Origin of the sequence: Guptibacillus hwajinpoensis, from assembly GCF_001039475.1 — a bacterium.
GTDB lineage: Bacteria > Bacillota > Bacilli > Bacillales > Guptibacillaceae > Guptibacillus > Guptibacillus hwajinpoensis.
Genome location: NZ_LELK01000004.1, coordinates 1,121,723 through 1,139,701, shown reverse-complemented (window position 1 = coordinate 1,139,701; position 17,979 = coordinate 1,121,723). Strand labels below are relative to the sequence as shown.

At 40.0% G+C, this 17,979-nt stretch carries 18 protein-coding genes and 1 pseudogene; 8 read left to right on the top strand and 11 right to left on the bottom strand.

Annotated elements, in window-relative coordinates; translation table 11 throughout:
- Positions 1 to 28: 28 nt before the first annotated feature.
- The 5 genes and pseudogenes from ytkD to AB986_RS15675 all read right to left on the bottom strand — a co-directional run bounded on the left by ytkD (position 29) and on the right by AB986_RS15675 (position 2,471).
- Positions 29 to 502, bottom strand: coding sequence for an RNA deprotection pyrophosphohydrolase (ytkD, locus tag AB986_RS15690; RefSeq protein ID WP_048312202.1), 474 nt, complete (start codon positions 500 to 502; stop codon positions 29 to 31).
- 112 nt (positions 503 to 614) lie between these two features.
- On the bottom strand, positions 615 to 1,142 hold the full coding sequence (locus AB986_RS15685; protein WP_152671011.1) for a hypothetical protein: 528 nt from the start codon (positions 1,140 to 1,142) through the stop codon (positions 615 to 617).
- Between the two features lie 511 nt (positions 1,143 to 1,653).
- A pseudogene (locus tag AB986_RS22765) lies at positions 1,654 to 1,725 on the bottom strand (YjcZ family sporulation protein); the annotation flags it as partial.
- 160 nt (positions 1,726 to 1,885) lie between these two features.
- A complete protein-coding gene (locus tag AB986_RS15680; RefSeq protein WP_048312200.1) occupies positions 1,886 to 2,224 on the bottom strand; it encodes a hypothetical protein in 339 nt (112 codons plus the stop codon).
- A 22-nt stretch (positions 2,225 to 2,246) separates the two neighbouring features.
- Positions 2,247 to 2,471, bottom strand: a complete 225-nt coding sequence (locus AB986_RS15675; protein ID WP_048312199.1) for a hypothetical protein — start codon at positions 2,469 to 2,471, stop codon at positions 2,247 to 2,249.
- Between the two features lie 142 nt (positions 2,472 to 2,613).
- Between AB986_RS15675 and AB986_RS15670 the strand changes: the two genes are divergently transcribed.
- The 3 genes from AB986_RS15670 to AB986_RS15660 all read left to right on the top strand — a co-directional run bounded on the left by AB986_RS15670 (position 2,614) and on the right by AB986_RS15660 (position 6,627).
- Positions 2,614 to 4,794, top strand: coding sequence for a UvrD-helicase domain-containing protein (locus AB986_RS15670; RefSeq protein WP_048312198.1), 2,181 nt, complete (start codon positions 2,614 to 2,616; stop codon positions 4,792 to 4,794).
- 144 nt (positions 4,795 to 4,938) lie between these two features.
- Entirely contained in the window at positions 4,939 to 5,127 is a 189-nt protein-coding gene (locus AB986_RS15665; RefSeq protein WP_048312197.1) for a hypothetical protein, read from the top strand.
- A 1,203-nt stretch (positions 5,128 to 6,330) separates the two neighbouring features.
- A complete protein-coding gene (locus tag AB986_RS15660) occupies positions 6,331 to 6,627 on the top strand; it encodes a DUF3817 domain-containing protein (protein WP_048312196.1) in 297 nt (98 codons plus the stop codon).
- Positions 6,628 to 6,686: 59 nt separating this feature from the next.
- Here AB986_RS15660 and menC read toward each other — a convergent pair whose 3' ends face one another.
- From menC to AB986_RS15630, 6 genes are all read right to left on the bottom strand, one after another.
- Entirely contained in the window at positions 6,687 to 7,787 is a 1,101-nt protein-coding gene (menC, locus tag AB986_RS15655) for an o-succinylbenzoate synthase (protein ID WP_048312195.1), read from the bottom strand.
- The gene (locus tag AB986_RS15650) at positions 7,784 to 9,250 is read right to left on the bottom strand and encodes an o-succinylbenzoate--CoA ligase (RefSeq protein WP_048312194.1); all 1,467 of its coding nucleotides are present in this window, start codon (positions 9,248 to 9,250) and stop codon (positions 7,784 to 7,786) included. The genes menC and AB986_RS15650 overlap by 4 nt, the downstream gene beginning before the upstream one ends.
- An 81-nt stretch (positions 9,251 to 9,331) precedes the next feature.
- Positions 9,332 to 10,147 (bottom strand): 1,4-dihydroxy-2-naphthoyl-CoA synthase, encoded by an 816-nt coding sequence (gene menB / locus AB986_RS15645; RefSeq protein WP_048312193.1) that lies wholly within the window; start codon positions 10,145 to 10,147, stop codon positions 9,332 to 9,334.
- A 31-nt stretch (positions 10,148 to 10,178) separates the two neighbouring features.
- Positions 10,179 to 11,003 (bottom strand): 2-succinyl-6-hydroxy-2,4-cyclohexadiene-1-carboxylate synthase, encoded by an 825-nt coding sequence (menH, locus tag AB986_RS15640; RefSeq protein WP_048312192.1) that lies wholly within the window; start codon positions 11,001 to 11,003, stop codon positions 10,179 to 10,181.
- Between the two features lies 1 nt (position 11,004).
- Complete coding sequence (gene menD / locus AB986_RS15635) at positions 11,005 to 12,735, bottom strand: 2-succinyl-5-enolpyruvyl-6-hydroxy-3-cyclohexene-1-carboxylic-acid synthase (RefSeq protein ID WP_048312191.1); 1,731 nt, start codon at positions 12,733 to 12,735, stop codon at positions 11,005 to 11,007.
- Complete coding sequence (locus tag AB986_RS15630) at positions 12,728 to 14,131, bottom strand: isochorismate synthase (protein ID WP_053216218.1); 1,404 nt, start codon at positions 14,129 to 14,131, stop codon at positions 12,728 to 12,730. The genes menD and AB986_RS15630 overlap by 8 nt, the downstream gene beginning before the upstream one ends.
- A 270-nt stretch (positions 14,132 to 14,401) precedes the next feature.
- Here AB986_RS15630 and AB986_RS15625 point away from each other — a divergent pair, with 270 nt between their 5' ends.
- From AB986_RS15625 to AB986_RS15605, 5 genes are all read left to right on the top strand, one after another.
- The gene (locus AB986_RS15625) at positions 14,402 to 14,677 is read left to right on the top strand and encodes a hypothetical protein (protein ID WP_048312189.1); all 276 of its coding nucleotides are present in this window, start codon (positions 14,402 to 14,404) and stop codon (positions 14,675 to 14,677) included.
- 234 nt (positions 14,678 to 14,911) lie between these two features.
- The gene (locus tag AB986_RS15620; RefSeq protein WP_084006594.1) at positions 14,912 to 15,856 is read left to right on the top strand and encodes a 1,4-dihydroxy-2-naphthoate polyprenyltransferase; all 945 of its coding nucleotides are present in this window, start codon (positions 14,912 to 14,914) and stop codon (positions 15,854 to 15,856) included.
- A 106-nt stretch (positions 15,857 to 15,962) separates the two neighbouring features.
- Positions 15,963 to 16,343 carry a hotdog fold thioesterase gene (locus AB986_RS15615; protein WP_048312186.1) on the top strand — a complete coding sequence of 127 codons (381 nt, stop codon included), beginning with the start codon at positions 15,963 to 15,965 and terminating at the stop codon, positions 16,341 to 16,343.
- A 266-nt stretch (positions 16,344 to 16,609) separates the two neighbouring features.
- Complete coding sequence (locus AB986_RS15610; RefSeq protein WP_053216217.1) at positions 16,610 to 17,311, top strand: thermonuclease family protein; 702 nt, start codon at positions 16,610 to 16,612, stop codon at positions 17,309 to 17,311.
- 71 nt (positions 17,312 to 17,382) lie between these two features.
- Positions 17,383 to 17,937 carry a DUF3231 family protein gene (locus AB986_RS15605; protein WP_048312184.1) on the top strand — a complete coding sequence of 185 codons (555 nt, stop codon included), beginning with the start codon at positions 17,383 to 17,385 and terminating at the stop codon, positions 17,935 to 17,937.
- The last annotated feature ends 42 nt before the right edge of the window (positions 17,938 to 17,979 follow it).

Genomic DNA, 17,979 nt, shown 5'->3' with positions numbered 1-17,979 from the left:
TAAAAAGCCCAGGAAGAGACTGGGCTTTTTACTTTGATTGATTAAGATATTCAAGACTATAAGGAAGCACCTGATCCTTCATCATAAAACTAAATCGTTCATTTAGATGAAGTTCTTTCGGCAGATGCTTCAACAAAACAGGACCTCTAGTTTCCATATAGTCGTTCTTGTCGACAAGGCGTTCAATATCAGCATAATAAACATTCTTAATAATAGTGCCACCTTTACCTTCTACTCGATACTGGCCAACATATCGAAGGTTTCTCACTACGCCACCAGTTTCTTCATATACTTCACGAACAGCTGCGTCTTCAGCCGTTTCCCCCTCTTCCACCTTACCACCAGGAAATTCTATTCCACGTCTCGAGTGTTCCGTTAATAACCACTTCTCATCCAGACGGCAAATCACCCATACATGTTTAGGTTCGGAAGAATAAGGATGATCTTTGAAAGAATATGTGACTTGATTATGATAGTAATCTGTAAACGTAAATTCGCTCATTTGATAACCTCGTCTTTTAGTTTCTAACTTTATTGTAAAAGAGTCCGTTGATGTTGTCCAATTTGCCTATATAAAAACGAAACGCACGGACATATTGTCTCGTGCGTTCGCATTACTTAATTTTGAAATTTTCGATAATCCAGTGATTGTTTTCATAAAGGAAATTGATTTCAATTGTGTAAGTGCCGTATAGATCTGATTCAGTTTCTTGAACCAATTGATATTCAAATTTGTTTAATTGATTCAATTCATAAGGCTCTTCGCCGTTCATCCATGGAAATAGCTCAGTTGGAATAAGATAAAGCGAACCTTCTCGTTCTTGATAGTAAGTGTTTGTTATGTTTGTTGCAAGATCTTCAGAAGCAACTTCTTGCAAATGCTTATTTAGCTCTTCTTTTGTATTGAAATTTTCCACTTGAAAGTTTTGATTGGTATTTTGAATGATGCGATTCATTAGTTCATTTGAAAGCTTCTCTACATCTGGCTTTTCTATTGCAGTTGTTTTTGCTTCTGCTTTGTTATCTATTGAAGCTAGCACTATTTCAGAATGATTCTTTGCTAATTTCCCTACGTCCGAGCCACATCCTGCTGTAATACTTAGCATCCCTGCCATCACTATAAAGCTTATGTATCGTTTCACGTTACCCATCCTTTTAATTAGTAAATTTCGGTTAGATCCAGTTGCGCTTTTCAGCTCTACTTTCAACATTCCTCAAGGATTAAGGTATCAAACTAACTAGAGGTAGATTAAGACTTTTTTACCATGGAAGTTATTGTTGTTATAAGATTAGTGGTTTATCTCTGCTCCAAGATGCTCAGTCTTGTTTTTATACAACATTTATTTCAAGAAGAACAATCTTTAAGAAAAGCTCTTTTCTAAAAAATTGTTGCTTTTGAAAGAATTTAATATAAAAAACCACACATCGCTAATTGGAGCGGAAGGATGCTCGACTCCTGAAGCGTCCCGCCCCGCGGAAAGCGGGTAGGAGCGGAAAATTACCCACTTTTATTTCAGACAATGTATACGAAAAGAGCCTATTAAAAAGATGAACCGGAAAAATTCCGGTTCATCTTTTGATTTAGCAGTATGGGTTGTAATTTGCTCCACCGACGTTACCAGGACCTGGTCCACAGTATCCACCCATTGCACCAGCGCCTACAATGATTAATAGAATAAACAATACAACAATTAAAGCAAAGCCTTTTCCGTATCCTCCGCTCATCTTTATCCCCCTCAATAAGTTTGTTTAACTACATTATTAGATTATGTATGTTGTCTGTTTTAGGAAGGGCAGGAGCGGAGTTCTGGAATAAATCGTGGTCAATTAACAAGTTTTGTTAGTAAAGTATCATCAAAACACAAAAAATAGAGGCCTGCAGCCTCTATCTCTTCGTATTATGATTCAGAGCGGATAACACGCCCATTTCATCAATTTGTCGCTTCGTTTTGTCAGTGCCTAATTGATGCATGAGACGATAAAGTTCATAAACTGCATCATCAGTCCAATTACGATGACTGTCCACTTCTTTCTCATTAAAGTGATTCAATGAAAAGAAGTCATTCTGCTGCACATATTTCTGAGATCTGAGCTTCTCGATAACCCTCTCAACTTCCATTTTTTCCTCTTGACTTGCACGGATTTCAAAAGAGTTTAATTGATTATCGACCTTCGTTTCATGAAGTTCACCTTTTGGTGTTACATAATAGGTTTCTCGTACCATTATCTTTCACCTCCAAGAAGATTTAGACTGGACTTTCTTCAGTATGACTGTAACCTTTGTATTCGTGTTGTGCTGCATCGATCGTTTTTTCTACTGTGTCTAAACGGGAACGAAACGTCCCGACATCGCGACCATTATTTTTAGCCTTCTTTACACGTTCATCATAGTTGCTCTCACCAGTTGCTTCTGACTCAACATGAAATTTCTTTTTATCATGATCGACGACGACCTGAATAAATTTCTCCATTTGTCAGTACCTCCTCATTTTCTTATCCTGCTAGTCTCTTTACCCGAATCAATACAATATTAATCTTTCCTTTGAAACGAATAGACGCGATTTTATGATAAAATAAACGGATGAATCTATAAAGATAGTTCAGGTGATGATCATGAATTTTACAACAACGCCACATCGTGCAGTAACTGAATTAGACCTTTCTGCGCCGTTAACACGTCTCAAGGCGACAGAGCCTTTTCAAAATGCAAAAGAGCAAGCCTTTTTTGAATCCTTGGAGGAAAAAGGAATCCGTTTAAACAGACGACAAACTGAGGCCGTTCAGCATACAGAAGGTCCACTACTTACTATAGCTGGGGCAGGGAGTGGCAAAACCTCTGTTCTTACAGCACGTACCGCTTTTTTAATGACCGTAAAAGAAAAAGATCCTAGTAGTATCTTACTTATTACATTTACTAGAAAAGCTTCTGAAGAAATGCGTGAGCGAATTAGTAGATTACCAGGCGTACATGCTCAGGATGCTAGAAGATTAACAGCTGGCACATTCCATTCAATCTTCTTAAAGCTGTTGAGAAGTCTCGGCTATAATCAAAAAATACTGAACAGCGAACGTCACAAGCAAATAATTATGAAAAACATCCTTAAAAAGATGAAGAGTCCCGAAGCATCACTACCTGAAATTATGTTGTCTTCTATTTCTTCGTGCAAAGTAAAAATGATGGAACCAGTAGATGTGCCAGACAGTAAGGAAACGAAAGAACTTAAAGCAGCATTTACAGCGTATGAAGAATGGAAAACAAGCAATGGATACATGGATTTCGACGATATTCTTGTATTCACTTACCGTGAATTTGTTAATAATCCAAATCTGCTAAGCAAAATGCAAAATCGTTTTCAATACGTTCTAGTCGATGAGTTTCAAGATACGAATCCTATTCAATACGAACTCATTAAACAAATTGCCGCACCTCAAAACAATCTCTTTGTAGTTGGTGACGATGACCAAGTTATTTATTCATTTAACGGGGCGAACAGTTCCATTATTCTAGAGTTTGATAAAGCTTACCCAGACGCTTCAGTGGTTACACTTAATACCAATTATCGATCTGCTCCACCTATCGTTGGGCTAGGAAACCACGTTATCAAGCACAACACTTACCGAAGAATCAAAACGATGAATGCAACTGACAAAAACGGAAAGCAACCATTCTACTTACGCCCTGCTACAACAGAAGATGAAGCAAGTCATGTTCTCACTCATATGCGTGAGCAGCAGCGTGATTGGAAAGATATAGCCATACTAACAAGAACCTATACAAATGCACGAGCCATTTTTGAGCAGTTGATTGAGCAGGATATTCCTTTTAATGCTCAAGGAATGAAGCAGATTTTCTATGAACAATCCATCATTAAGGGAATGATGGATCACTTGAGACTTGCTTATGAGCACCATAACCTAGACGCTACTGCTGCGATTCTACCATCCTTATTTATCAATCAGGAAGCAGGGATGAGGCACATTGAAATGGAGAATTTTGTTGATCCGGCCGATTTCCCACTAGTTCATTTAAAATCTTGGAAAACGCTTCGTGACTTTCAAAAAAAATCCATTGATCGACGCATCCGTTTAATCGAAGAAGCCAAACGGCACCGTCCTGAGAGAGCGATCCAAGTGCTTCGCGATGATTACATGAAGCATTTAGACAGTGCCAACGACGAAGCCCTAACAGTTCATAAGACAACGCTTAAAGAAATGATGGACGAGCTTGAATTCTCAAGCTCTCGTTTTGAAACGATTCCTGAATTCCTTGCTTATGTTGATCGAATCATACAACGGTTTCATGAACACAAACAAAATGATCGTTTTTCAAACGCACTATCACTGCTATCAATCCATCAAGCGAAAGGTCTGGAATTTCCCATCGTATATGTTATCGGAGCTTCAGAAACGATATTACCTCACGTTTCTGCTTTGAGTGCGATGAAGGATAAGGAGACCTCTCATAAACAACTATATATGAAAAATCCAACAGCAGATCTAGAAGAAGAACGTAGACTTTGTTACGTTGCTATTACAAGGGCTAAAGAAGAACTTTATATCAGTTCGCCAGAAAAACACCTTGGTAAACAAACACCTGTCTCACGATTTCTAACAGATGCATTCAAAAAAATCGCTAAGGCAGAAGAAGGCAAAACAGTAAAGGCCTGGATCTGCACAAGCGAATTCTGCAAAGGATGGATGAAAATCGATGAGGATCAACACCCAAATGAAAAACAATGTCCCCTTTGTAGTAAACCGATGATTATTTCGCAAAAAGCTGTAAAAAAGGACTGAATCATGTTTCATACACAACAAACTATGTCATCCTGTTAAGCATTGTTGCGCTTTGATTACAAAACATTTAAGAGAAGTTTAACTTAGGTTTTTTGTTTATCAAACATGCTATAGTAGAAAAAAACGCGCAACAGGAGGGCTCCTATGAGCAGCATACGTTATGAAACAATTTTTCAGAAACAGCTTGGTAACGGTACAGAGATCGGCATCATGGACTACCTTGAAGGCAAGCTGATTAAACTGAACTTAAATGACAAGGAGCCGGAATATCTGAATCCGGAATTAAAAGAATTCTTCCAGCAAGAGCGCATGAAAGTAAACCCTAAACAATAGTAAATAAATGGAGCCTTCCAAATGGAAAGGCTCCTTTTTCATTAATTTCTTTACAAAAGGCTCTTCTCTAATAGATTGTTGCTTTTGAATCAATTACTGAATAAAAAAACCACACTGGGCAATTGAAGCGGAAGAATACTCGACTCCTGCGAGATGAACGGGACAGGTGAGACCCCGCAGGAGCGTTAGCGACGAGGAGGTTCAAGCGTCCCACCCCACGGAAAACGAGCATCCTGGAACGGCAATTCACCTAATCCTACAGCAAAAATCTCCATTAGAAGAGCCTTATTAATAGAAATCCAAATTATGTTCGTCTTGCATAATTTTACGTTTTTACGGAACGCTAATAAAAAATATATAGGCTTTATTAACTATTATTTAAGAAATAGGTTTGATTTAAAAATTAATTAGGGTATATCAATAGTAGCAACGAGCATTGCTATATTGAAGGAGGAAGTCATTATGCTAAAACAAGTTCTAGTTATTGTCGGAATCGTAGTTGTAGTTGCATTTGTTGTTAACGCGTTATTCTAGAAGACAACAAATACTAATGGTATGAACGAAGAAATAAAATGACTTATGCAAGGAGGAAGACTAATGGTACGTACGATCCTAATGGTTATCGGTGCAATTGCCGTAATCGCTGCAATCCTTTCATTTATCTAAGTGCTAACATACACTCAATTACTTTTAAATTGAAATTGAAATTTTTCTTATTTTTTATTCAAAAAGACCGTCAAGCGATTACTGCTTGACGGTCTTTTACAATCTATTAATCATTTTTCTTCATGTTATTTTTGGCTTCATCAACTTTGGACTTAGGAATGTATATAAAAATCGCCTTTTTTTTGTTGTTCATACAAATCTCCTTCAAAGTTTAGTATATCATCCATATTCATTCTACTTGATTAGACGTCGAATAATCAAATATCACTCAAAAAACAATTAAAAACGATGCATTAGTACTAAATGTTCTGTCAATCTGAGCAAAGAAGTGAATTGCTTATTCTAAAGACTATGGTAATGAGCCAAAAATCGATAAATCAACAGTATGAGCTTCATAGCCATTCTTAATAACTGTCAATAAATCGATAAATCTCATGCTTCTATCGAAACAAGCATGCTGATATACTAGTTGTATACTGCTTGTATCTGTTATTGTGAAAAATATCACAACAGTTGTTAATAAAGGAGTGAATACGTTTGTTTAATCAACCATTAAAACTATTTCGAGGTATCGGCTATGCTGAAGGGATTTCTTTTCTACTATTGCTTGGAATAGCGATGCCACTTAAATACTTCATGGGTATGCCAATGGCTGTAACGATTGTAGGAGCGCTTCATGGAGGATTATTTGTTCTATACCTTGCTGTTATTCTCTATGTAACGATTGTAAAGCGATGGTCCTTCTTAAAAGCTATTCTCGCTGTTATCTCTTCAGTGATTCCATTTGGGCCATTTATTTTTGATGCACGTCTCGTGAAAAGTTCTGAAGCATAAGAAAAGAAAGAGAGGCAGAACCTGCTAGGGTTCTGCCTCTTTTCACTTTTACTGTTTACTTATCGTATTTCCTTCGCTAACGTTACCCGCTCTAGCTCTTTCCTATTTAACTCGAATCCAATCCCACTTCCATCTGGCACGGCAATAGACCCATTTTCGACTATCACTTCAGGAAGTATGATATCTCGTTCCCAATAACGTGAAGAAGCAGAAACATCCCCTGGTATTGTGAAATTAGGTAAACTAGATAACGCTATATTGTGCGCGCGCCCGATACCAGATTCGAGCATGCCACCACACCATACTGGTATGTTTTGACTAGCACACAAATCATGAATTTTTTTACTTACGCTCAATCCACCAACTCGTCCAGGTTTAATATTAATGATTCTACAACTGCTAAGACTGAGAGCTCTTCTTGCATCATCATATGAAGCAATGCTTTCGTCAAGGCAGACAGGTGTCTCAAGCTCTTTTTGTAGAAGGGCATGGTCGACAATATCATCTGCTGCAAGTGGCTGTTCAATCATTAACAATCCATACTGATCGAGTTCCTTCAGTCGTTCTATGTCATTTAATGTATAAGCTGAATTCGCGTCTGCCATTAAATCAATAGAAGGATGAGACTTCCGTATAGCTCGAATGAGAGACAGGTCCTGTGATGGTTTAATCTTCACCTTAATCCGCTCATATCCTTCTTCAATTCTTTTACTTATCTCATTTAGCATTACTTCAGGTTCAGATGCACCAACAGCGACACCAGCTTTAATCCTTTTAGCAGTACCTCCTAACGCTTCTGCAAGCGAAATTCCTTCTCTTTTAGCATAAAGGTCCCAGATTGCTCCTTCAATCGCATATTTCGCCATAGGATTACGTCGAATTCCTTTAAGCAGATGTTCAACATCAGAAGGGTGAGGTAGAACTTGTGCTTTCAGAGTTGGTATCATAAAGTCTTTCAGCATGTGCCATGATGTTTCAAGGGTTTCTTCGGTGTACCATGGAGATGTGAAAGCAACCCCTTCACCAAATCCTACATAACCATCTGTATCAATTGCTTCAACAATGATAAGTTCTCTGTCATTAACTGTCTCAAGACTATTCACAAAAGGGGTTTTAAGAGTCATTTTAATATGATGAAGTGTTACTGAGTGTAGTTTCATTGTTTTGTTTCTCTCAAGTTTGTTAGTTGATTACGTTGAAGTTTGTTGGCGCCGTTTCTAGGAAGCTCATCGACAAAGGAAATTCGTTTAGGCAATTTGTAGTTAGCCAGGCGTTCAGAAAGAAATTCAAGTAGAACGGATGACGAAAGTTCGAATTGGTCACTTACAACATATGCAACAGGAACTTCTCCCCATTTCTCATCTTGTATACCTGTCACACCAGCATCTTTTACAGCATGATGCTCAAGAAGCGCGGACTCAATTTCAGCAGGGTACACGTTCTCTCCTCCTGAAATAATAAGGTCTTTTCTTCGATCTAAAACAAACAGAAATCCATCTTCATCCATGTAACCAATATCACCTGTATGTAGCCAACCATTTCGGAGAGCCTCTTGTGTGGCTTCATTTCGTTTCCAATATCCGCTCGTAACAGTTGGTCCCTTCACTCGTATTTCACCGTGTTCTCCTGGTGGAAGATTATCAGCAATAACCACTTCTGATGGAAAAAGCGCCTTACCTGCCGATCCTTGCTTCTGAAGCATATATTCTGGGGAAAGCGTTACAAGTTGTGAAGCCGTTTCTGTCATACCAAACGTCTGATAAACCGGTATCCCTTTCTTCTCACAAGTTTTAAGAAGTGGATATGGAGCAGGTCCTCCTCCAAGAAGCACACATCTTAAGGTAGGCGCGTAGCCCTCTTCACCAAGATCATCAAGCATTCTTCTTAGCATAGCGCTTACTACCGATACAATGGTTACTCCTTCATGTTGAATCGATTGATTAACGACATGCGGGTCGAATCGCGGCTTGATTATCATCGTAATCCCATAAATAACACTACGCAATAGAATCGATAGTCCACTCATATGAAACATGGGTACAGCGCACAACCAGCGATCCTGAACCTCATGACCAAGATTAAGACTTGAACTGATAGCACTCCACCAATGATTACCGTAAGTTAGCATAACCCCTTTTGGTTTACCAGTAGTCCCTGAAGTGTACATAATCGTGTGAAGTTGATTCAGTTCTATCGTTACCTCAAGGTTACTTAACTCTTGACTACCTTTTTGTAATTCTTGATAAACAAGCAGTGATACATTTAAATCATTCAGTGCCTCACTTGCTTTGCCTTTTAGTTCATCATCACTTATGACATACGTTAACTCTGCATCATTTAGTTGAAACGAGAGTTCAGATGCTGTTAAGCGATGATTCAGTGGAACGATAACCGTACCAATGTACATAAGGGCATGTAAACAAACAGCCGCTTCTAGGCTATTTTGCATGAAGAAACCAACATGATTTCCCTTAGCGATTCCTTTTGTTCTTAAAGCATTGGCAACCTCAACTGACCTCATTTGTAACTCTTTATATGTCAATTGTGTATCATTCTCTATAATCGCCACTCGATCAGGCGTCATTAAAGCTCGTTTATGTAGCCAGTTCGGCATCGTTTCCATCCTAGACATCCTTTCTATATCTGTCTATATCTGAAAAAACAGCTTGATGGGATTCCATCAAGCTGTTTATGAACAATCGATTTAAGGAAAACGAGGGAATTGTTTAAAGTCAGGCTTACGCTTTTCTTTAAACGAATCGCGTCCTTCTTTTGCTTCATCTGTTGTGTAGTAAAGAAGGGTAGCGTCTCCACCCATTTGTTGCAGACCAGCAAGACCATCAGTATCTGCGTTAAGAGAAGCTTTAAGGAAACGAAGTGCTGTTGGTGACTTATCAAGCATTTCTTGTGCCCACTGAACCGTTTCAGCTTCAAGCTGCTCAAGTGGTACAACCGTATTTACAAGTCCCATATCAAGCGCTTCCTGTGCATTGTATTGACGGCAAAGGTACCAGATTTCTCGAGCCTTTTTATGACCTACAATACGAGCAAGGTATCCTGCACCATATCCAGCGTCAAAGCTACCTACTTTAGGGCCTGTTTGACCGAAGATTGCATTATCAGCTGCAATCGTTAAATCACATACAACATGCAGTACATGCCCTCCACCAATTGCATAGCCAGAAACCATCGCAACGACTGGCTTAGGGATAACACGAATTAAACGCTGAAGATCCAGTACGTTCAAGCGAGGAATTTCGTCATCGCCAACATACCCACCGTGGCCACGAACACTCTGGTCTCCTCCTGAACAAAATGCTTTGTCTCCTGCACCTGCAAGAACAATTACCCCGATGTTTGAATCGTCTCTTGCAAAAGCAAAAGCAGTAATAAGTTCATTAACCGTTTTCGGGCGAAATGCATTGCGAACTTCTGGACGGTTAATAGTAATCTTAGCGATTCCATCATACGTTTCGTAAAGGATGTCTTCAAATTCGCGTTCTGTCTTCCATTGAATCATAGTGAAATACTCCTTCCATATGTAGCGAAATTTACAGAAATGAATCTGCATGCTTTTTTAGAAAAGCTACTACCATTTTATCAAAGATTTGCGGTTCTTCTACATGAATTGTATGTCCTACGTTATTAATTTGCACAAAATCCGCTCGAGAAAGGGATTTTTTCATTTGTTTCGCAATGGAAACAAACTTTTTATCTAGTTCACCGGTCAAAAGGAGTACGGGAAATTCCAGATGATCTAAGTGATCCCAATAGGAAGATTGTGCACCTGTTCCCATTCCGATTAAGCTATTTGCAAGTCCGATTTCCGAATTTCTTAGCCTTTGTTCTCTCACCTTACTCTGAACGGACTGAGACAAATTCTTCTGAGAAGCAAAAAGAGGAATTGTTTCCCAGAACTGAACAAATTCTGATATCCCTTTTTCTTTAATACGGTTTGCAAGCGCATTGTCTTTTCTTACTCTCTCACCCCGTTCTTCTATGGTAGGAAGACCGGGAGAACTACTCTCAAGAATGAGTGATTTAACCAGAGAAGGATACTGAATTGCAAATGATAAAGCAAGCCTTCCTCCCATTGAATACCCAAGTAAATGAACTTTATTAACGTTCAGACGATCAAGTACCTTCTTTAAATAGCCACTCATCGTTTCCATCGAATAGAAGGAAGGATCATCAGGCTTACTACTCTTACCATGTCCAATGAGATCAACTGCAATAATTTGAAATGACGAAGACCATTTATCAATAAAAGGTTGCCAGTTCGAACTTGACCCTGTAAAACCATGCAGGAGAAGAATCGGTTCACCTTCTCCCTTCTTTTCAACGTAAAAAGAAAGATCCTCTACGTCAATCATCATGCTAGGACACTCCCTTAGCAATGTGTTTGACCTTAGCAAACACTTCCTTATGAAGTGAAAGATTCGTATTGCGGTTAGTAGGTACCTCAATAATGCTTAGTCCCTTAACTTTACGACTAGTGATGAAAGCACTTCTAAAATCTTCCCAATTTGTCACACGGTCAAAACGTGCACCATAGAGTGAGGCAACATGTTCATAATCAAGACCAAGAGGAGTACCGAATAACTGTTCAAAATGCGTCTCTTGCTCTCGCTGTGGTAAGAAGGAGAAGATTCCGCCTCCATCGTTGTTCACCACAATAACAGTGAGATTTAACTGATGTAATTTAGCAAGTAACAAACCGTTCATATCATGATAAAAGGAAAGATCCCCAATAACGAGAACGCTGAAAGGAAAGGCGGTACTCGCTCCAAGTGCTGTTGAAACGATACCATCGATACCATTAGCTCCTCTGTTCCCCATCACTTTAGGTGGATGATCAACAGGATAAAAGAAGTTATCAAGATCTCTTATCGGCATGCTATTACCAACGAAGAGAAGTTCATCTGACCGCATCATTCCACTTAATTCACTAAACACATGGCCTTCAAACAGCTCCTCTGTGTCTACTGACGTTAGCACGTCTAGTGTCTTAGCATTCATCTCTTGCCATTTCTCTATCCATTGGGAATTGTTATGATTTACTCCTTGAACAGCGCTGTGTAACGCATCCGTAAATTGAACAGGTGAAACGGTAAGCATATCTGTACTGAAGAGTGTAGGATCTCTCCATCCGGCTTCATCCACTACAATACTTCTAGCGTCTCTCAATTGCTTAACAAACAGCATATAGGCTTTTGAGACAGGCATTGCTCCAAAACGAAGAATAACGTCTGGATATAAATCAGGTTTCACTTCCCCTCTAAGAAAAGCGTCGTAACTTTCTACTAAAAGAGGTTCATCCGTTCTTCGACAATTGGATAGCGGATCAGCTAGGACCGGATAACCTAAGGCATTCGCTAGACTAAACACCGACGAAGCCAACTCTTCGTTTTCTTGAGGACCGACTACAATGATTCCCTTTTGACCGGCGAGTCTGTCTGCGTATTGCTGTATTCCTTCTTCTTTAAGAACACGTACTTGTTCCGGAACACTCACCCATGGTTCGTTCTCTTCACGACCGTTAGAAAAGAGACTAGGATAAGATAAATCAGGAATGAGTGGATCTCTAAATGGGAAATTAAGGTGAACAGGTCCAGCAGGCGCATCAGATGAAACAGATGACGCTCTTGAAGCGGCCGTTCTTATGTAACGAGTTAAGTCTGATGAAGAATCTGGTAGTGACATTTCCATGAACCATTTAGGATAGTCGCCAAATAAATTAATTTGATTAATAGCCTGAGGCGCACCATTATCTCGAAGTTCATGAGGTCGATCTGCCGTTAAAACAATAAGTGGCACTTTTGATTGAGCAGCCTCAATCACAGCGGGATAATAGTTCGCACCAGCTGTGCCTGATGAACACAAAACAGCTACAGGCTCTTTCTGCGCTTTTGCTATACCTAGCGCAAAAAAGCCTGCAGAACGTTCATCCACATGAACCCAAACGTTTAATGAAGGATGCTCAGCCATTATCATTGCGATAGGGGTTGAGCGAGATCCAGGACTTATGACAGCTTGTTTTACTCCTGAGCGAACCAATTCATCTACGAATGAACCAACGTAGCTTGAAAGTATTTCATTATCAGTCATATTGATTCCCTCCAAGAGCGGTTAGCATCGGTTTGAACTTCATCTTTGTTTCTTCATATTCACTTTCGGGATCAGAGTCTGCTACGATGCCACAACCAGCATAAAGAGTAGCTTGATCTCCATTCAATAAGCCTGAACGTATCGCTACCGCGAATTCGCCATTACCTTGATAATCAATCCAACCGACCGGACCTGCGTACCAACCTCGATCAAGATTCTCAATACGCTTAATTTCTTCGACCGCCTCTTCTTGTGGATACCCACCAAGTGCAGGTGTAGGATGTAAGCGCTCAACCATGCGAAGCAAACTTGTTCCTACGCCAGCTCTTGCAACGACTGGTGTGAAAAGATGCTGAATATGCGGCGTCTTTAACAATTCAGGCTCAGAAGGTACTTGGACAAAATCACATTCTTCTTCCATCGCCCTTCGAATCATCTGTACGACCAAATCATGCTCAATACGATTCTTATGGTCATTGAGAAGAATATAACCAAGTTCAATATCCGTTTCTGGCGTTTCACCTCTCTGAATCGATCCAGCAAGACATGTTGAATATACCTGTTGCCCTTCTCTCTTCACTAGTCGTTCAGGCGATGCGCCAAGAAAACACTGTTTTCCATATTCAAAAGCAAACAAGTAGCTGTCACTTTGCTGTTTTTTTAGATTCATTAACGTTCGTGAAGATGAAAATGAACGAGAGGATTGCACTCTAATCTCTCTAGCAAGTACAACTTTCTCAAGTTTTCCTGTTCTTATATTAGCAGCAGCACTTCTCACCGTTTCTTTCCATTCTTGAGGTCGAATCTCTTCTATAGAAATAGCATCTACTTTTGAAGAAATATCTGTAGATGAGTGAGCTAGAATACCATGATGTTTTAACAAAAGGTCTTCCGCCACTGCTTCTAAATCATCATCTTCATTTACAATTGCGTTGATCGTAAGCCACCCTTGACTGCCTGCAGATGTAAGCATTAACTCTGGAAGTACCATACCTCCCTCAGGAAAGTGATCCCAATCGCCACTTTCTGGAGCTGTAGGATCAAACGCAAATCCACCAAGCAGAACAGGACCAACACCAGGTCGGGATGGCGCACCATCAACAATAGAGAATTGAAGAAAGCTTTGCCACTCGTTCTCTATCGTGCGAAATCTGTCTTTGTATGCCTGGAATTGTTTCACACACCCAAGACCAACAATAGTTGTATCATTTTCTGGATCTGACCAGAATGTTCGATCATTGTCATACTTATTCGGACCAGCTGCATAAAAGGAGAAGGGATCGACTGCAGCTACTGATAGCACCTGACTAACAAGCACGGACGTTCCCCGCTTTTCTGCCTTACGAATACCTTGATGAAGCAGGCTATATAGTTCTTGATGTTGTAATGTAGACACCGTCTTTTCCCCCCAACTTTCTTCCATGCAAAAGCAGACCGAGTCAGCCTCGGCCACAGTTACTTAAAGGATACACCTGTGCGGCTTAGACTGTCAACGAAGCAGATTCACCTTGCATCGACTTTTCATCTATAGATTCCCCATCTCTAGAAAAAAAACCATTTCGATGCTCCGCAGATGCCTTTAGCAAAATAAATAGTCTGCATAGACTGATAAGAGTAGACGCTGCATAGCAGTTGTTTATGGACTAATTAAGAAGGAGGTTCTTAAATGTCCAGACACTATTACCATGGCGTTTGCCGACAGCATATTGGACAATGTGTTGAAATCAGGTGTCATGATGGCCAACTGCACAGAGGTCATATTGAAGATATTGACGATGAATTTGTATATATTCGTCCATTAAATCGACAGTGTGATGGTCCTCAACAGCCAGATGGACCCGGTCTGTTTTTCTTTGGAGCATTCGCAGGAGGCTTTCTTGGAGGCCTGCTTGGTGTAGGGTTGGGTAGTATCGCTTTCTTTAGACCTTACCCTTATTACTAGTCAAGAGGCGCTCATCTTTAACGAGGTGAGCGCTTTTCTTCTTTATTCAAGGGCAACTGACTCTAAAGGTCCGATTGATTCATCTAACCATCAGAGGAGGTGAAAGGCCCCCCTGATGGAAGTTTCGCCTTAAATTGACAAAATGATTGACACCCCCTATCCGTTTTTTTAAACTATAATGGTTACAGGGGTAAATTAGTAGAAGGTCATTATTTAAGGGAGAGACATAAATTTATGGAAGAGCGTATGAATAACAGCCACGATAAGCTGGGTAAAGTCACGCCTTCAAAACCAACATGGCAAGTGTGGTGGCGATTACTTAGACCTCACACATTAACCGCTTCATTCGTCCCGGTTTTCCTGGGCACAATGGTTGCCCTTCAAAATCATACATTACATTTTGGATTGTTTATGGCGATGATGATCGCATCCATTCTTATCCAATCGGCTACGAACATGTTTAATGAGTATTATGATTTCAAAAGAGGCCTTGACCATGCAGAGAGCGTTGGAATTGGCGGAGCCATTGTTCGAGATGGAGTTAGCGCAAGAACAGTGCTTAACCTTGCATTTATTTTCTTTGGTATCGCTATTGTGTTAGGAATATATATTTGCTTATTAACAACGTGGTGGATTGCTGTGATCGGCACAATCTGTATGGCTGCTGGGTATTTCTATACCGGTGGACCCTACCCTATTGCCTATACACCTTTTGGAGAAATTGCAGCCGGTATTTTTATGGGATTAATTCTTGTTTTACTATCAATTTATATTCAGGCTGAGGTTATTACAGCAGACAGTGTACTTTTATCAATTCCAATCTCAATCCTTGTTGGTGGAATTCTAATGGCGAACAACATTCGTGACCTTGTAGGAGATAAAGAAAAAGGCCGTCAAACGGTCGCCATTCTTCTCGGTCATGATAAAGCTGTTACATCGCTAGAATTGATGTTCATTGTTTCTTATCTTTGGATTGTTGGTTTGATTGTTACCATTGATGCATCTCTATGGCTTTTGTTAGTTCTTCTAAGTATTCCAAAGGCTTACAAAGCCATTAAATTATTCGAAGGCAAAACAAAAGCAGTCGAAATGGTAGATGCCATGAAAGCAACAGCTCAAATGCACACTCAATTTGGATTGTTAATGGCAATAGGATTGTTGGTCGCTTATCTTGTTTAGGTCGCGACGTAGAAAAGGCAAAAGTTCGATTGGCGAACTTTTGCCTTTTTGTATGCAACGGGTCGTGTATACTGGAAATAGAAATACATAGAAATGGGGAGATTGAATGGAATTTGCAAACACTTTGCTCGAAGCACTTGGGATTAAAGCAATCACATTAACGCCAGAAAAAGTTGTGCTAGAAATGCCAGTAGGCCCAAGTACGCATCAGCCACTCGGTTTTCTTCACGGTGGTGCATCAGTAGCGCTTGCTGAATCAGCCGCTAGCATTGGCGGAAGCTTGAATCTTGATTCAGATAATGAAGCGGCGTTCGGGATGGAGATTAATGCAAACCACCTTCGTAGCAAAAAAGATGGAGTCGTTCGGGCGATTGCACAACCGATTCATATCGGTAGAAGAACGATGGTATGGGAAATTAACATTGTTGACGAAGAGGAAGAATTAATCTGTATCTCACGCTGCACACTTGCAGTGAAAAGGTACTAGTCATTTACCTCACACCACGAAGAAATCCCGTCAAACCTGACGGGATTTCTGTTCTATTTTCCTTTCACTTATCTCTCTATAATCTTCATGATAACTGTCTGATATCGCATAATGGCATCCATCACAAACCAACCTTCGTCTTTCCCATAGGAAGAGCAATTCTTTCTCACAGTAGATACATCCGTGATTCACTAAAGATCACCCCCATTTAGCTTATGCGATGGATAGAGACGTAAGACCATAATTACTTCGAAAGGAACTCACAGATGAGAACACATGTAATGCCTTTATTTATCCTTTTTATCTTTTTAACCGCCTGTACCACTATTTCTTCAGAACCAGTGAAAGACAATACAATCCCTGCGACCGTGGATCGTGTTGTTGACGGCGATACCTTAAAGGTCCAAGTTGAGAATCGCGAAGAGACCGTAAGGCTGCTTCTTGTGGACACCCCCGAAACCAAACATCCGACTAAGCCAGTCCAACCCTTTGGTCCTGAAGCGTCACAATTTGCAAAAGACATACTAGAAGGCAAGGAAATTGGTATAGAGATAGATGTCTCAGAACGAGACAAGTACGGAAGACTTCTCGCATACGTTTGGATTGGGGATAGCATGTTTAATGAAATGCTTCTTGAAGAAGGACTTGCAAGGATCGCATACATCTATCAACCAAATGTAAAATACGTCGACCATTTTCAGTCCATCCAGCGTGAAGCTCAGGAGAAAGGCATTGGAATTTGGAGTTTGGAGAACTACGTTCAAGAAGAGGGTTTTAACGAATCATCAAAGAAGAAATCAGAAAAACCATCCTCCACAGGTTGCGACATAAAAGGAAACATCAATTCAAAAGGAGAGAAGATCTATCATACTCCAGATGGAGCGTATTACGATATGACCATAGCGGAAGAACTATTCTGTAGCAAGGCTGAAGCTGAAGCAGCTGGATTTCGTCCATCTTCGAGATAAACTAGTGAACGTTTTTGCCTTACATAAATAACTTCATTCTGAACCAGTATAGAATGAAGGAGGTTCTAAAAATGAAGAAAATATATAGTTCGATGCTAGGTATTCTTCAATCGTACAAAGACGACACTCCAAAACCACCATTGCACGTTGGAGAAGTGATGAGCTGTTGGACAGCTTATGCAATCTTTAGGGAAGCCCAGATTTTCTACAAAATGGCTCTTAATACGACTGAAGATAAACCACTGAAAAACATAACTCAGGAAATTTTTGACGGTAGTATTAAGGATTGGAATAAGTTAAGAGATTTTCTAATTAAAGAAGGGGTACAGCTGCCTCCTACCTCACAAGCAAAGCCGGACTCAAAACCATCAGACATACCGCTTGGTGTAAAATTAACAGATGATGAAATCGCTAATGGAATTGCACTGAAACTTGCTTCTGTTAATGTCTTGTGTGCGAGCTCCATTTCTCAATCAACTAGAACTGACGTCGCCTTAATGTTTCTAAAGGTTCAAACCAATATTCTTATGTTCTCTGCAGAACTTAAAACCTTAATGGAGAAAAGGAGCTGGCTGAAGACACCACCATTTTACCTGCCACCTGGCGCCCCAACACAAAAACCGTAGCTGTATACAGCTACGGTTTTGCTCTTTTTGGTTTGATTTCAT

Excerpts from the sequence above, each read along its gene's own strand:
- ytkD (WP_048312202.1), bottom strand. The coding sequence starts at position 502 with ATGAGCGAATTTACGTTTACAGATTACTATCATAATCAAGTCACATAT.
- AB986_RS15680 (WP_048312200.1), bottom strand. The coding sequence starts at position 2,224 with ATGGTACGAGAAACCTATTATGTAACACCAAAAGGTGAACTTCATGAA.
- AB986_RS15675 (WP_048312199.1), bottom strand. The coding sequence starts at position 2,471 with ATGGAGAAATTTATTCAGGTCGTCGTCGATCATGATAAAAAGAAATTT.
- AB986_RS15670 (WP_048312198.1), top strand. The coding sequence starts at position 2,614 with ATGAATTTTACAACAACGCCACATCGTGCAGTAACTGAATTAGACCTT.
- AB986_RS15665 (WP_048312197.1), top strand. The coding sequence starts at position 4,939 with ATGAGCAGCATACGTTATGAAACAATTTTTCAGAAACAGCTTGGTAAC.
- menC (WP_048312195.1), bottom strand. The coding sequence starts at position 7,787 with ATGAAACTACACTCAGTAACACTTCATCATATTAAAATGACTCTTAAA.
- AB986_RS15650 (WP_048312194.1), bottom strand. The coding sequence starts at position 9,250 with ATGGAAACGATGCCGAACTGGCTACATAAACGAGCTTTAATGACGCCT.
- menB (WP_048312193.1), bottom strand. The coding sequence starts at position 10,147 with ATGATTCAATGGAAGACAGAACGCGAATTTGAAGACATCCTTTACGAA.
- menH (WP_048312192.1), bottom strand. The coding sequence starts at position 11,003 with ATGATGATTGACGTAGAGGATCTTTCTTTTTACGTTGAAAAGAAGGGA.
- menD (WP_048312191.1), bottom strand. The coding sequence starts at position 12,735 with ATGACTGATAATGAAATACTTTCAAGCTACGTTGGTTCATTCGTAGAT.
- AB986_RS15625 (WP_048312189.1), top strand. The coding sequence starts at position 14,402 with ATGTCCAGACACTATTACCATGGCGTTTGCCGACAGCATATTGGACAA.
- AB986_RS15620 (WP_084006594.1), top strand. The coding sequence starts at position 14,912 with ATGGAAGAGCGTATGAATAACAGCCACGATAAGCTGGGTAAAGTCACG.
- AB986_RS15615 (WP_048312186.1), top strand. The coding sequence starts at position 15,963 with ATGGAATTTGCAAACACTTTGCTCGAAGCACTTGGGATTAAAGCAATC.
- AB986_RS15610 (WP_053216217.1), top strand. The coding sequence starts at position 16,610 with ATGAGAACACATGTAATGCCTTTATTTATCCTTTTTATCTTTTTAACC.
- AB986_RS15605 (WP_048312184.1), top strand. The coding sequence starts at position 17,383 with ATGAAGAAAATATATAGTTCGATGCTAGGTATTCTTCAATCGTACAAA.